The organism is Pseudonocardia autotrophica (genome assembly GCF_003945385.1).
Taxonomy (GTDB): domain Bacteria; phylum Actinomycetota; class Actinomycetes; order Mycobacteriales; family Pseudonocardiaceae; genus Pseudonocardia; species Pseudonocardia autotrophica.
The window spans coordinates 4953696-4967803 of record NZ_AP018920.1 but is presented as its reverse complement, the minus strand read 5'-3'; the positions used below and the strand labels follow the sequence as shown (position 1 = coordinate 4967803).

Genomic DNA, 14108 nt, shown 5'->3' with positions numbered 1-14108 from the left:
GCGACGGGTGCGGCCGGTGTCCGGTCAGAGCGTGACGCCGGAGAACAGCAGCACGGCGAGCCCTAGGCCGACCGCCAGGTTGACCCCGGTGGCGGCGGCGAACACCCCGATCGGACGCCATCCGGCCTCGCGCAGCGGGGCCACCCGGAACTCCAGCCCGATCGAGACGAACGCCAGGATCAGGAACGTCGTCCGGAACGCGTTGACGTCGCTGATCAACGGCTTGGCCGCGTCCGAGCCGATCACGCCGATGACGACGGTCGCGATGATCGAGGCGGCCAGGAAGCCGAGCACGAACTTCGGGAACCGCTCCCAGAAGTCCCTGATCCCGGGCCGAGCCGACGCCGTCCGCTCGACCTTCAGTGCGAAGTAGGCGGTCAGGGCGACCGCGACGACCCCGAGCAGCGCGTTCTGCGTGGTCTTGACGATCGTCGCGATCTGCAGTGCCTCCTCACCGACGATCGCACCGGCCGCGCTGACCGCCGCGGTGGTGTCGATGTTGCCGCCGATCCAGGCGCCGGCGACGGCGGGGGAGAGGCCGAGGACGTCCACCGCGGCCGGCAGCAGGAAGATCGAGGGCAGCGCGAACAGGATCACCAGGCTGGCCGTGTAGGCGAGCTGCTCCTTCTTCGCCTGCACCGCGCCGGCGGCCGCGATCGCGGCGCTCACACCGCAGATCGACACCGCCGAGGCGAGCAGTGCCCGCAGCTTGTCGTCCACCCCGAGCCGCCCGCCCAGCCACCAGGTGAAGCCGAACACCGCGGTGATCAGCACCAGCGCCTGCAGCACCGCGGGACCGGCGGCCCGCACGATCACCGAGAAGTCGATCGAGGCGCCGAGCAGGACCAGGCCGGTCTTGATGAAGAACTCGGTGCGGAACCCGCCGGAGAGCCGCTCGCGCAGCCCGGTGACGGTCAGCACGACGTTGCCGAGCAGGCCGAGCAGGATCGCGTAGACGGGATACTCGACCGCCTCGGCGATCTCGGCCCACGCGGTGCCCTCTGCTGCCTCCGGGACGGCCTGTTCCAGGAACCGGACGAGCGCCCCGATCACGACGACGACCGCGACGCCGCCGAGTGCCCAGGCGGTCGCCGAGCGGGGGGCGGTGGTGGCCTGCCGGTCGCTCACGGGACCAGCCACCCGGGCCAGAGTCCGCTGAGGATCAGGACCAGCAGCAGCAGGCCGACGACGGTCGCAGCCCAGTCCTCGTTGAGCGCCAGGCGCCGTTGGGCGGGGACGTCGCCCGCGGAGCGGGCGGGGTCGGGATCGGCGGGGGTTCCGGGGGCGCTCACGGGCGGTCTCCGGCGACGGTTCGGGTCACGGCGGTTTCCTTCAGGAGTGGTTCGGGACGTGGGAGGAGGGCCGTGGGCCGCTCAGGTGCCGGCACCCACCGGCTCCTGCTCGGCCTGTTCGGCGCGGGCCCGGCGCAGCCGGGTGACGGCCACCGAGATCGCGGCGATCCACAGGGCCACGACCGTCACGTACACGGCGACCGTGACGGCGGTCCCCGCCTCGAACGTGCGCAGCACGACCCGGGAATTGGTCAGGATGATGATTCCGCCGACCGCGGTGCCCAGCACCGGCGCGGGAATCTTGGTCACCAACCAGGCGGCCAGCGGAGCGGCGAGGACGCCGCCGACCAGCAGCCCGCCGATGGTCGCGGGATCGAGCACCTCGTGCCCCAACCCGATCAGGAAGCCGAGGCTGGCGGCGACGGCGACCAGGAACTCCGAGGTGTCGACGGACCCGACGACGGTGCGCGGCGCGGTCCGGCCCGCGCCCAGCAGCGCCGGTGTCGCGACCGGGCCCCAGCCGCCGCCTCCGGAGGCGTCGACGAAGCCGGCGACCACGCCGAGCGGGGAGAGGAAGCGAGCCCCGTGCGGGGACCGGCGTGCGCCGGAGACCTGCGGGGGCCGGATCGAGAAGCGCAGCAGGATGTAGACACCCAGGGCCAGCAGCACCCCGGCCATGTAGGGCGCGGCGCTCTCGGTGGACAGCGCCGACAGTGCGGTCGCGCCGAGGAACGCGCCGACCGCGCCCGGCACACCGAGCTTGAGGACGAGCCGCCAGTCGACGTTGCCGAACCGCCAGTGCGCGGCGCCGGAGGCGAGCGTGGTGCCCACCTCGGCGAGATGCACCGACGCGCTGGCGGTCGCCGGGTTGATCCCGGCCACCAGCAGCAGCGAGGTCGAGGTGACGCCGTAGGCCATCCCGAGGGCGCCGTCGACGAGTTGGGCGGCGAAGCCGACGATCGCGAAGACGATGAGCGTGCGCACGAATGACGTCCTTCTGGTGGGAGCGGTGCGGGTCGGACGGGGGCGCGCGGGCACGCCGCAGGCGGCGGCACGGGGTGCCACCGGCAGGGCGCAGGGCCGCTACCGGCCGGGCGCGGGGCGCACCGGTCCGGGCGCGGAGCGCGGCGGATCAGGCGCGGGGCGCAGTGGGCCTGGCGCGGGGCGCAGTGGATCGGGCGCGGAGCGCAGTGGATCGGGCGCGGGGCGCGGTGGGTCGGTCAGCAGGGACGACAGAACTCGTCGAAGGCGTCCAGCCGGCGCGACGGCCAGAACCGTTCGAGATCGACCGGCCGGAGGTGGACGACAGCGGGCCGGGCCGGAGCCGGGGCGGTGTCGTCGCGCATCGTTCCATGGTGAATCGGGTGACCTGACGGGACAAGTCGTCGTCCGCCGCGTGGGAACCGGCGGGGAGGTGTCCGGACAGGTCTGCCGGTGTCGGCCGGGCGTGGAACGACCGCGGCCCGGCCACGCGGTGTGCGTGACCGGGCCGGTGTGTGTGATCGGGCCGTGTGTGACCGGGCCGGTGGGCCGGAGCCTCAGCCCTGCGGGCGGGTGCCCGGCACCGCGGCGAGCGGGTCCCCGACCAGGCCGGCGGCCAGCGTGTTGCCGGTCGGCGGGTCGATCAGCACGAAACCACCGGTCGTCCGGACCCGGGCGTAGGCGTCGACCGGCAGCGGATCGGCGACCCGCAACGACACCCGTCCGATGTCGTTGATCTCCAGCTGATCCGGGGCGTCGGTGTAGGAGACGGCCTCGGTGTCCAGGCGCGCCGCCAGCGCGCCGACGATCACCTGGGTGGTCCGGGTGCCGTGCTTGAGCAGCAGCCGGGCGCCGGGTGTCAGCGGCTTCTCGGCGAGCCAGCACAGCGTGGCGTCCAGCTCGGTGGTGATCTCCGGGGGATCGGCCGCGGCGGCGATCATCGCGCCGCGCGGGGCGTCGATGTCGTCGGCGAGCAGCACCGTGACCGACAGTCCGGCACCGGCCGCGGCCAGCGGGCCGTCCGCGGTGCGTACCTCGGAGACCGTCGTGCGGTGCCCCTCGGGCAGCACGACGACCTCGTCACCGGGGCGCACGGTGCCGGACGCGACCTGGCCCGCATAGCCGCGGTAGTCGTGCAGGTCCCCGAGCGAAGCGTCGGCGGAGCGAGCCTCGGCACCGTTGCGGGGCCGGATCACGTACTGCACCGGCAGCCGGAACGGTGCCTCGGCGTCCGGCCCTTCCACCGGGACGGCCTCCAGGTGCTCCAGCAGCGTCGGCCCCTCGTACCAGGGCGTGCGTTCACCGCGTTCGGCGACGTTGTCGCCGACCAGCGCGGACAGCGGGATCACCTGCACGGCCTCGTCGCCGAACCCGAGCGAGCGGGCGAGCTCGGTGAACTCGCGCTCGATGTCGGCGATCTTGGCCTCGTCGTAGTCGATCAGGTCGATCTTGTTGATCGCCAGGACGAGCCGCGGGACGCGCAGCAGCGAGAGCACCGCCGCATGCCGCCGGGTCTGCGGGACGACGCCGTTGCGGGCGTCGACCAGCAACACGGCCAGCTCGGCGGTGGAGGCCCCGGTGACGGTGTTACGGGTGTACTGCACATGGCCCGGGGTGTCGGCGAGCACGAACTCGCGGGTCGCGGTGCCGAAGTAGCGGTACGCGACGTCGATCGTGATGCCCTGCTCGCGTTCCGCCCGCAGGCCGTCGACCAGCAGCGACAGGTCCGGGGTCGCGAGTCCCTTGTCGATCGAGGCGCGCTCGACGGCCTCGATCTGGTCGGCGAGCACCGACTTGGTGTCGTAGAGCAGCCGCCCGACCAGGGTCGACTTGCCGTCGTCCACCGAGCCGGCGGTCGCGAACCGGAGGAGGTCACGCGGCTGTGCCGAGTCTGTGCCGGCCATCAGAAGTAGCCTTCCTTCTTGCGGTCCTCCATGGCGGCCTCGGAGAGCCGGTCGTCGGCGCGGGTGGCGCCCCGCTCGGTGAGCCGGGACGCGGTCACCTCCGCGATCACCTCGTCCAGCGTGGAGGCGGTCGACTCGACCGCGCCGGTGCAGGAGCCGTCGCCGACGGTGCGGTAGCGGACGGTGCGGGTCTCCAGCGTCTCGCCGGCCCGCGGGCCGCCCCACGGGCCCTCGGCCAGCCACATACCGTCGCGGCGGAACACCGGCCGGGAGTGGGCGAAGTAGATCGGCGGCAGCTCGATCCCCTCGCGCCGGATGTAGCGCCAGACGTCGACCTCGGTCCAGTTCGAGATCGGGAACACGCGGACGTGCTCACCGGGAGCGTGCCTGCCGTTGTAGAGGTTCCACAGCTCGGGCCGCTGCTTGCGCGGATCCCAGCGGCCGAACGCGTCGCGCAGCGACATGATGCGTTCCTTGGCCCTGGCCCGCTCCTCGTCCCGGCGGCCCCCGCCGAACACGGCGTCGAAGCGGTGCTCGGCGATCGCGTCCAGCAGCGGCTGGGTCTGCAACGGGTTGCGGGTGCCGTCGGCCCGTTCGGCCAGGCGTCCGTCGGCGAGGTAGTCCTCGACCCTGGCCACCTCCAGTCGCAGGCCCAGCGTCGCGGCGATCCGGTCCCGGAACTCGATGACCTCGGGATAGTTGTGGCCGGTGTCGACGTGCAGCAGCGGGAACGGCACCGGGGCCGGGGCGAACGCCTTCACCGCCAGGTGCACCAGCAGGGTCGAGTCCTTGCCGCCGGAGAACAGGATCACCGGCCGGTCGAACTCCCCGGCCACCTCGCGGAAGACGTGGATCGCCTCCGATTCGAGCGCGTCCAGCGCGTCCAGCTTCGGGCTCGTGACAGCGGTGGTCACAGCCAACTCCCTCGTGAGTACGTGTCAGCCATGCAGGCCGCACTCGGTCTTGGCCCGGCCCGACCAGCGGCCGGAGCGGGGATCGGAACCCGGGGCGGGCTTCGCGGTGCACGGAGCGCAGCCGATGCTCGGGTAACCGGCGTCGACCAGCGGGTTCACCAGGATGCCGTGGGTGGCGATGTAGGCGTCCATCTCCTCGTCCGTCCACGCCGCGATCGGGTTGATCTTGACGAGGCCGAACTTGTCGTCGTAGGTGATCAGTGGGGTGGCCGCCCGGGTCGGCGCCTCCACCCGGCGCACCCCGGTGACCCAGGCGTCGTAGCCGGAGAGGGTGCGCTGCAGCGGCGCCACCTTGCGCAGCGCGCAGCAGCGGTCCGGCTCGCGGGCGAACAGGTCCTTGCCGAACTCGGCGTCCTGCTCGGCGACGGACTGCTCGGCGGTCGCGTCGACGATCGTCAGCTCCGGGTAGACCGAGTCGACGGCGTCGCGGGTGCCGATGGTCTCGGCGAAGTGGTAGCCGGTCTCCAGGAACAGGATCTCGACGTCGCGCTTCGCCCGGTACGCCAGGTCGACCAGCACCGCGTCCTGCATGTTGGACGCGACGATCAGCCGATCACCGAAGGTCTCGGCGGCCCAGCCGAGCAGCTGCTCGGCCGTCGCGTCCGGGCCCAGCTGCGCGGCGCCGCGCTCGGCGGTCGCACGCAGGTCCGTCTCCAGGGCAACGCTCATGACTCCGCTCCTGAGGTCTCGGGCACGCCGATGCCGACGAAACGCACGACGAACGTGCGCAGGCATCCGGCGCACCACCAGGCGGCTCCGGGGACCTTCTCGGACCGCTCGGCGGGCCGGAGGTCCTCCTCTCCGCAGTACGGGCAGTAGAACGGGGCAGCTCGCTCACTCATCGCCGGCCTACTTCAGGTCGTTCTCGTCGGCCCGCAGCACCCACTGCGCGAACCGCTCGTCGCCCGCGCGCTGCGCGGCGAAGTTCCGGACGACGCGCTCGATGTAGTCGCCCAGCTCGGCGCTGGTGACCTTGAGCCCGCGCAGCTTCCGGCCGAACCCGGCATCCAGGCCCAGCCCGCCGCCGAGATGCACCTGGAAGCCCTCGACCTGGTTGCCTCCCGCGTCGGTGACGATCTGGCCCTTCAACCCGATGTCGGCGACCTGGGTGCGCGCACAGGCGTTCGGGCAACCGTTGAGGTGCAACGAGATCGGCACGTCCGGGACGACGTCGGCGAGGCGCTTCTCCAGCTCCTCGACCAGCCGGATCGCCCGTTCCTTGGTCTCGACGATCGCCAGCTTGCAGAACTCGATGCCGGTGCAGGCCATCGTCGACCGGCGCCAGGTCGAGGGTCGCGCGGGCAGCCCCAGCCGGTTGAGGTCCTCGATCAGCCCGTCCAGCTTCTCGTCGGCCACGTCCAGCACGACGATCTTCTGGTACGGGGTGAACCGGATCCGGTCCGAGCCGGCCCGCTCGGCGGCCTCGGCGACGGCGACCAGCGTCGTGCCGGACACCCGCCCCGACGGCGGTGCGACGCCGACGTAGTTGCGGCCGTCCTTCTGCTTGTACACACCGACGTGATCGATCGGGCGCTCCGGGATCGCCGGCGCTGGTCCGTCGAGCAGTGGGCGGCCCAGGTACTCGTCCTGCAGGATCTGCCGGAACTTCTCCGCGCCCCAGTCCGCGATCAGGAACTTGATCCGGGCGCGGTGCCGCAGCCTGCGGTAGCCGTAGTCCCGGAACACCTGCACGACGCCGTGCCACACGTCGGGCACCTCGTCGAGCGGCACCCACACCCCGAGCCGCTGGGCGATCTTCGGGTTGGTCGAGAGCCCGCCGCCGACCCACAGGTCGAAACCGGGGCCGTGCTCGGGGTGCTCGACACCGACGAAGGCGATGTCGTTGACCTCGTGCGCGACGTCCTGCTGCCAGGAGATCGCGGACTTGAACTTGCGCGGCAGGTTCGAGAGCTCCCGATCGCCGATGAACCGGCGGACGATCTCGTCGATCGCCGGGGTCGGGTCGAGCACCTCCTCGGCGGCCACACCGGCCACCGGCGAGCCGAGCACCACCCGCGGGCAGTCACCGCAGGCCTCGGTGGTCTGCATGCCCAGACCCTCGAGCTTCTCCCAGATCGCGGGAACGTCCTCGACCCGGATCCAGTGGTACTGGATGTTCTCCCGGTCGGTGACGTCGGCGGTGTCCCGGCCGTAGTCCTGGGACACCTCACCGAGGGCGCGCAACTGGGCCACCGACACCGCACCGCCGTCGAGCCGCACCCGCATCATGAAGTGCGAGTCGTCGAGCTCCTCGGGCTCCAGCGCAGCGGTCCGCCCGCCGTCGATCCCGGGGCGCCGCTGGGTGTAGAGGCCCCACCAGCGGAAACGTCCGCGCAGGTCAGCGGGGTCGATAGAGTCGAAACCGCGCTTGGCGTAGATGTTCTCGATCCGGGAGCGGACGTTGAGCGGGTTGTCGTCGCGCTTGCTGCGCTCGTTGGGGTTGAGCGGTTCGCGGTGGCCGAGCTTCCACTGGCCCTGGCCGCGCGCGCGGCCGGGAGCAGTCTTCGAGGGCGCCATGTGGTGGGTGCTCCGAGTGTCGGTGGCGCGGACACACCCCGGCCCGGGACGGGCACGGAGCGGCCCGGGGGTGGAAATGCGGGGGGCCGTCAGGAAGGACGGCGACAGAGCGCGCTGCGGGTCCGGTTCAGATCCACGTGGCGACGGGCCACGAGGCGGAGACGGAGCGCGTGCACGTCGACCAGCCTCTCATGGTGTCCGGACGGGAGCCACCGCGCAGTTCGCATAGTGGGACAGGACTCACCGGGCCGCCCCACCCCGATGATTCACCGCGGAACCCCGGTCTGTCGATCCGCCGGGGCGTTCGCGTCTGCGAACGCGGACGGTCGATCCGCCGTGCGACGCCCGTCCGGCGACCGACGATCCCCGCATGAGCACTCCCGACCTCCCCACGGTGCCCGAGGGCACCTCCGCCGACGAGCCGCTCCGGCCGCGGCCCTCTGCCGTGTACCTGCCCCCGGTCGTGGCCGGTGTCGTGGCCGTGCTGCTGCTCGCGCCGACGGCGGCCGGTGCCGGACGGTCCGAAGGCGGGCTGACCGGCCTGCTCGTCGTGGCCGCGATCGTGGTGGCCGTGCTCGGGCTCCTCGCGGCCCTGGCGGTGCGTTCCGCGCTGCGGAGGCGGGGCCGGTGGCTGCACATCGGGGCCGGCGGCATCGTCGCCCACGGCTGGCCGGCACCGGTCCGGCTGATCCCGGCGCAGGTGCTCGGGGCCGGGGTGCGGGAGAGCCGCCGGTGGAACAGGGGCACGCTCCGGTACGTGCACGCCGGTCACGTGCTCGAGATCGACGGTCCGGCCGGGCGGGTGCAACTGGACCTCGCCGGGTTCGACGTCCAGGCCGTGCGGGACCGGCTGCAACGGTGCCGGGTGCCGTCCGGCGAGATCGGGACCGACCCGCTCGATCGTGCCGGGGCGGCGTCCGAGGCCGGCTGGACCGCCCGTCCGGCCGCCCGGCCGCAGCCCGTGCCGGGCACCTTCGGGCCGGCGTGGGGAGCGGTGCTGCGGGCGGCCGCGCCGGCCCTGGGCGGGGCCGCGATATTCGTGGTCTGTGCCTCCGGCATCGTGCTCGACCTGCGCGGGCGCACCGAGCTCGGTCTCCTCGGCTGGGTGCTGTCCCTCGCGGTCGGCGGCATCTGCCTGCTGGGCATGGTCGGGGCGGCCATGGGCCTGGCCCGGATCCGGCGGCACAGCCGGGTGACGTTCGCCCACGACGGCCTCGATCTGGTCGTACCGACCGAGCGGGACCGGCCGGTGCACATCCCGTGGTCGGCGGTCTCCGCACTGGACCTCGACGTCGTCGGTACTCCGCGGCGCGGACAGGAGTGGGTGCTGCCGGCGCGGCTGCTGGTGACGCTGCGGCACCGGCCGGACGACGACGTGCTGCTGGAGCTGCTCGAGACCGAGCCCGGCCGGGTGTCCTACCCGGTGCACGGCTTCGATCTGAGTGCCCTCGACGCGGCGGTGCGGCGGGCGCGCCGGACCGGGATGGTGCGCTGAGTGCGCCGGCCGAGTTCGCTGCGGCGGGGGTGGCACACTCGGAAGGCGTGCCGCCCCCCTTCGGGATCTACGTCCACGTGCCGTTCTGCGCGACCCGCTGCGGCTACTGCGACTTCAACACCTACACCGCGTCCGAGCTGGCCGGTGACGCGTCCTCGCCGGACGGCTGGCTCGACGCCGCCCGCCGGGAGATCGCGCTGGCCGCGCGCACGGTCGGCGACCGCACCGTGCAGACGGTGTTCGTCGGCGGTGGCACGCCGTCGCTGATCGGGGCCGACCGGCTGTCCGCGGTGATGGCGGCCGTCCGGTCCGAGTTCCGGGTGGCCGCCTACTGCGAGGTCACCACCGAGTCCAATCCCGAGTCGACGTCCCCGGAGTTCTTCGCCGGGATCCTGGACGGCGGCTACACCCGGGTCTCGCTCGGGATGCAGTCCGCCGCCCGGCACGTGCTCGCCGTGCTCGACCGCACGCACACCCCCGGCCGCGCCGTCGCCGCCGCCCGCGAGGCCCGCGCCGCCGGGTTCGGCCGGGTCAACCTCGACCTCATCTACGCCACCCCCGGTGAGACCGACGACGACCTGCGGCGCTCCGCCGACGCCGTGCTGGACGCCGGTGCCGATCACGTCTCGGCCTACGCGCTGATCGTCGAGGACGGCACCGCGCTGCACCGCCGGGTCCGGCGCGGCGAACTGCCCGCTCCGGACGACGACGTCGCCGCGACCCGCTACGAGCTGCTCGACGCCCGGCTGCAGGCGGCCGGCCTGCACTGGTACGAGGTGTCGAACTGGTCGCTGCCGGGTGCCGAGTGCCGGCACAACCTCGGTTACTGGCGCGACGGCGACTGGTGGGGTGTCGGGCCGGGCGCCCACTCGCACCTGGCAGGGGTGCGCTGGTGGAACGTCAAGCACCCGGCGCGCTGGGCGGGAAAGCTCGCCGCCGGTGAGTCGCCCGAGGGCGGTCGTGAGGACCTCACCGCCGACGAGCGGTACACCGAGCGGGTCATGCTGCGGCTTCGGCTGGCCGAGGGGATGGCCCTCGATCAGCTCGATCCCGCCGCGCGGAGCGCCGCGGGGCGGGCCGCCGACGAGGGGCTGCTGGAGCCGGTCGGATACGCGGCCGGCCGGGCCGTGCTGACCGATCGGGGGCGTCTGCTGGCCGACCGGGTGGTGACCGACCTCCTGCTCGCACAGGAACGCGACGCTAATCACGGGGTGGCGACGGGACGGCCCGTGCTGCCCGGCGGCGCCTAGAATGCGCGGTGGAGCCGACGAGGACCGACGCCCGGGAGGTGCGCGCGACATGAATGCCGACGAGCGGCGGTTCGCCGTACTGCGGGCCATCGTCGCCGACTACGTCTCCACCCACGAGCCGGTGGGGTCGAAGGCGCTGGTGGACCGGCACAACCTCGGGGTCTCCAGCGCGACCGTGCGCAACGACATGGCCGCCCTCGAGGAGGACGGGCTGATCGCCCAGCCGCACACCAGCGCGGGGCGGATCCCGACCGACAAGGGGTACCGCCAGTTCGTCGACCGGATCTCCCAGGTCAAGCCACTGTCGGGGGCCGAGCGCCGGGCCGTGCAGTCGTTCCTGGAGGGGGCGGTCGATCTCGACGACGTGCTCCGGCGCAGCGTGCGGTTGCTGGCCCAGCTGACCCGGCAGGTCGCGGTCGTGCAATACCCGACGCTGACCCGCTCCACCGTGCGTCATCTCGAGGTCGTGCAGCTGACCCCGGCCCGCCTGATGCTGGTGCTGATCACCGATTCCGGGCGGGTCGACCAGCGCGTGGTCGACCTGGGCGACGTACTCGGCGAGACCGACGTGGCCCGGCTGCGGGAGATGCTCGGCAACGCGCTGAACGGGCGGAAGCTCTCCGAGGCGTCCGCCGCGGTCGCCGAGCTCCCCGAGACCGGTCCGGATGATCTGCGGATGTCGCTGACCCAGGTCGCGACCGTGTTGATCGAGACACTCGTCGAGCACCCGGAGGAACGAATGGTGCTCGGGGGGACGGCCAACCTGACCCGCAGCCACGGGGACTTCCCCGGGTCGCTGCGGCAGGTCCTGGAGGCGCTGGAGGAGCAGGTCGTCGTGATGCGGCTGCTCGCGGCGTCCCAGGACTCCGGCCTGGTCACGGTCCGGATCGGCGAGGAGAACGAGGCCGAGGACCTGCGGACGGCGTCGGTGGTCACCGTCGGGTACGGATCGGGGACGCCGCTGGGCGGGATGGGCGTCGTCGGACCGACCCGGATGGACTACCCGGGCACGATCTCGGCGGTGCATGCGGTCGCCCGGTACGTGGGTGAGATCCTGACCGGGCGGTAATCGGCGGACCTCCCCGCCGCCAGTGAACGAAGGACTCAGAGGAAAAGAACCAGGTGGCACGCGACTACTACGGGATCCTGGGCGTCGAGCAGGGCGCCGACGCCGCGGAGATCAAGCGGGCGTACCGCAGACTCGCCAGAGAGCTGCACCCGGACGTCAACCCGGACGCTGCGGCGCAGGAACGATTCCGTGAGGTCAGCGCGGCCTACGAGGTGCTGACCGATCCGGAGAAGCGCCGGATCGTCGATCTCGGCGGGGACCCGCTGGATCCGCGCGGGGGCGGCGGCGGTGCCGGTGGCGGCGATCCGTTCGCCGGCTTCGGCGGGTTCAGCGATATCATGGACGCCTTCTTCGGGGGGTCGGCCGCGGGTGGACGCGGGCGGGGCCCGCGCAGCCGCGTGCAGCCCGGTGCGGACGCGCTGATCCGGATGGAGCTGACCCTGGAGGAGTGCGCCTCGGGCGTGCAGCGTGACCTCACCGTGGACACCGCGGTGATGTGCAACCAGTGCCAGGGTTCCGGCTGCGCCGAGGGCACCCACCCGACCGCCTGCGACACCTGCGGTGGCTCCGGGGAGATCCAGAGCGTGCAGCGCTCGTTCCTCGGGCAGGTCGTCACCGCCCGGCCGTGCCCCACCTGTCGCGGCTTCGGTGAGGTCATCCCGGATCCCTGCCGGCAGTGCGCCGGCGACGGCCGGGTCCGCTCCCGTCGCAACGTCGCGGTGAAGATCCCGGCCGGCGTGGCCGAGGGGATGCGGGTGCGGCTGTCCGGCCAGGGCGAGGTCGGCGCGGGCGGCGGGCCCGCCGGCGACCTGTACGTGGAGGTCGAGGAGGCCCCGCACGAGATCTTCACCCGGGACGGCTCGGACCTGCACTGCACCCTGCCGCTCCCGATGACGGCCGCCGCGCTCGGGACGACCCTGCCGCTGACCCTGCTCGACGGCACCGTCGAGGAGATCGGTATCGACGCGGGCACCCAGCACGGTGCGGTCCGGACACTGCGTGGCAAGGGCATGCCCCGGCTGCGGTCCACCGGCCGGGTGGACGGCTACGGCGATCTCCTCGTGCACATCGAGGTGGCGGTGCCGACGAAGCTGGACAAGGAACAGACCGAGCTCCTGCGGGAGCTGGCCCGGCTGCGCGGCGAGGAGCAGCCCGACCTGGTCGGCGGGTCCCGCAACGGGCACGGCCTGTTCTCCCGGCTGCGCGACACCTGGGGCGGGCGATGAGACGCCCCGCCGTGGGCGTTCGCGAGGACGTCCGCGGCTGCCGGTTCCCGATGTCGGCGAACCGCCGCGGTGGGACCGGTCCGGCTGTCATGGTGGGCGCCGTGACCCGATCCGAGATCACCGCGCTGACCCGCCGGGTCGATGCCCAGGACGAGACCGTCCGGGCCATCGCCGACACCGTCCTGGACATCAGGGAGACGGTCGAGGAGCACACCGGCACCCTGGCCGAGCACACGCGGTTGCACGAACAGCACGCCGCGACGCTGGCCGAGCACACCGCGACGCTGGCCGAGCACACGCGGTTGCACGAGCAGCATGCGGCGACGCTGGCCGAGCACACCGCGACGCTGGCCGAGCACACGCGGTTGCACGAGCAGCATGCGGCGACGCTGGCCGAGCACACCGGCATGCTCCGCGAGATCCTGCGCCGCCTCCCGCCTCCGTCGTGACCACCGCACCGCTGTTCCTGGTCGACGACATCGGCGCCCCGGCGGGCGCCGAGACGGTCCTCGACGGGCCGGAGGGCAGGCACGCCGCGACGGTGCGCCGGCTCCGTCCCGGTGAGCCGCTCATGCTGTCCGACGGCCGGGGCGGCGTCGCGCACGCCGAGGTGGCCGGCCCCGTCGGTAAGGACGCGCTGGCGGTCCGCCTGCTCGACGTCGTGCACGTCCCCGAGCCCGCGGTCCGCGTCGTCATCGCACAGGCGCTGGTGAAGGGTGATCGGGGCGAGCTCGCGGTGGAGACCGCGACCGAGGCGGGCGCCGACGGGTTCCTGCCATGGAAGGCAGCACGCTGCGTGGCCCGGTGGGACGAGGGCCCGCGCGGCGCCAAGGCCCTGGAACGCTGGCGCAGCACGGTCCGCGAAGCCGCCAAGCAGGCGCGGCGGCCGTGGCAGCCGGAGGTCGGTGCCCCGGTGACCACCCGGCAGCTCGCGCAGCGGGTCGCCGGCGCGGAGCTCGCCCTGGTGCTGCACGAGTCGGCCGAGGTCGGACTGGCCGACGTCGAGCTGCCGCCGTCCGGTGAGGTTCTGCTGGCCGTCGGTCCGGAGGGTGGTGTCGACGACGGCGAGCTCGCCGCGCTGACCGGCTCCGGCGCGATCGCGGTCCGGATGGGGCCCGAGGTCCTGCGCGCCTCGACCGCCGCCTGCGTCGCCCTCGGTGCGATCGCGGTGCGGACCGGCCGCTGGAGTGTCCCGGATCCGGCCGCCCGGCCGGGAGCCCGAGCCGGGCAGTAGCCGGGACGATTTCGCTCACCAGGTGAGCGAAATCGCGCGGCGGACACCTCGCCGGTGCCGCGGCTCGCGCCCGTCGGATCCGCCGGCCGGCACCGAGGCAGGGGTCCGGGCGGGTGGCGGGCGAGCCGCCGCCGGGCCGAGTCGGGGTTGCGCCGGCCGGTCGGCA

General features: G+C 73.3%; 15 protein-coding genes. 6 read left to right on the top strand and 9 right to left on the bottom strand.

The features are described 5' to 3' along the window. Nucleotides 1-24 precede the first annotated feature (24 nt). The 9 genes from Pdca_RS23135 to Pdca_RS23105 form a co-directional block, all read right to left on the bottom strand. A complete protein-coding gene (locus tag Pdca_RS23135; RefSeq protein WP_197719805.1) occupies nt 25-1140 on the bottom strand; it encodes a YeiH family protein in 1116 nt (371 codons plus the stop codon). After that, nucleotides 1125-1292: a hypothetical protein gene (locus Pdca_RS35725; RefSeq protein WP_158092189.1), complete on the bottom strand. Its 168-nt coding sequence runs from the start codon at nt 1290-1292 to the stop codon at nt 1125-1127. The genes Pdca_RS23135 and Pdca_RS35725 overlap by 16 nt, the downstream gene beginning before the upstream one ends. An 81-nt stretch (nt 1293-1373) precedes the next feature. Next, nucleotides 1374-2276, bottom strand: coding sequence for a sulfite exporter TauE/SafE family protein (locus Pdca_RS23130; protein WP_085913449.1), 903 nt, complete (start codon nt 2274-2276; stop codon nt 1374-1376). Nucleotides 2277-2512: 236 nt separating this feature from the next. After that, entirely contained in the window at nt 2513-2638 is a 126-nt protein-coding gene (locus Pdca_RS37620) for a hypothetical protein (RefSeq protein WP_269462813.1), read from the bottom strand. Between the two features lie 192 nt (nt 2639-2830). Further along, nucleotides 2831-4177, bottom strand: coding sequence for a sulfate adenylyltransferase subunit 1 (locus tag Pdca_RS23125; protein ID WP_085913448.1), 1347 nt, complete (start codon nt 4175-4177; stop codon nt 2831-2833). Continuing rightward, nucleotides 4177-5091, bottom strand: a complete 915-nt coding sequence (gene cysD, locus Pdca_RS23120) for a sulfate adenylyltransferase subunit CysD (RefSeq protein ID WP_174824303.1) — start codon at nt 5089-5091, stop codon at nt 4177-4179. The genes Pdca_RS23125 and cysD overlap by 1 nt, the downstream gene beginning before the upstream one ends. 24 nt (nt 5092-5115) lie before the next feature. Continuing rightward, the gene (locus tag Pdca_RS23115) at nt 5116-5820 is read right to left on the bottom strand and encodes a phosphoadenylyl-sulfate reductase (RefSeq protein WP_085913446.1); all 705 of its coding nucleotides are present in this window, start codon (nt 5818-5820) and stop codon (nt 5116-5118) included. Next, nucleotides 5817-5993: an Insertion element protein gene (locus Pdca_RS23110; protein ID WP_085913445.1), complete on the bottom strand. Its 177-nt coding sequence runs from the start codon at nt 5991-5993 to the stop codon at nt 5817-5819. Before Pdca_RS23110 ends, Pdca_RS23115 begins: the two co-directional genes overlap by 4 nt. 7 nt (nt 5994-6000) lie before the next feature. Then, on the bottom strand, nt 6001-7668 hold the full coding sequence (locus Pdca_RS23105; protein ID WP_085913444.1) for a nitrite/sulfite reductase: 1668 nt from the start codon (nt 7666-7668) through the stop codon (nt 6001-6003). Between the two features lie 370 nt (nt 7669-8038). Between Pdca_RS23105 and Pdca_RS23100 the strand changes: the two genes are divergently transcribed. From Pdca_RS23100 to Pdca_RS23075, 6 genes are all read left to right on the top strand, one after another. Then, complete coding sequence (locus Pdca_RS23100) at nt 8039-9163, top strand: hypothetical protein (protein WP_085913443.1); 1125 nt, start codon at nt 8039-8041, stop codon at nt 9161-9163. 29 nt (nt 9164-9192) lie between these two features. Further along, a complete protein-coding gene (hemW, locus tag Pdca_RS23095) occupies nt 9193-10413 on the top strand; it encodes a radical SAM family heme chaperone HemW (protein ID WP_085913442.1) in 1221 nt (406 codons plus the stop codon). Between the two features lie 49 nt (nt 10414-10462). Next, on the top strand, nt 10463-11482 hold the full coding sequence (gene hrcA, locus Pdca_RS23090; RefSeq protein WP_085913441.1) for a heat-inducible transcriptional repressor HrcA: 1020 nt from the start codon (nt 10463-10465) through the stop codon (nt 11480-11482). Nucleotides 11483-11535: 53 nt separating this feature from the next. Further along, the gene (gene dnaJ / locus Pdca_RS23085; RefSeq protein WP_085913440.1) at nt 11536-12708 is read left to right on the top strand and encodes a molecular chaperone DnaJ; all 1173 of its coding nucleotides are present in this window, start codon (nt 11536-11538) and stop codon (nt 12706-12708) included. Nucleotides 12709-12809: 101 nt separating this feature from the next. Continuing rightward, nucleotides 12810-13157 carry a hypothetical protein gene (locus Pdca_RS23080; RefSeq protein WP_125911528.1) on the top strand — a complete coding sequence of 116 codons (348 nt, stop codon included), beginning with the start codon at nt 12810-12812 and terminating at the stop codon, nt 13155-13157. Continuing rightward, entirely contained in the window at nt 13154-13942 is a 789-nt protein-coding gene (locus Pdca_RS23075) for a 16S rRNA (uracil(1498)-N(3))-methyltransferase (protein WP_085913438.1), read from the top strand. The genes Pdca_RS23080 and Pdca_RS23075 overlap by 4 nt, the downstream gene beginning before the upstream one ends. Nucleotides 13943-14108 lie beyond the last annotated feature (166 nt).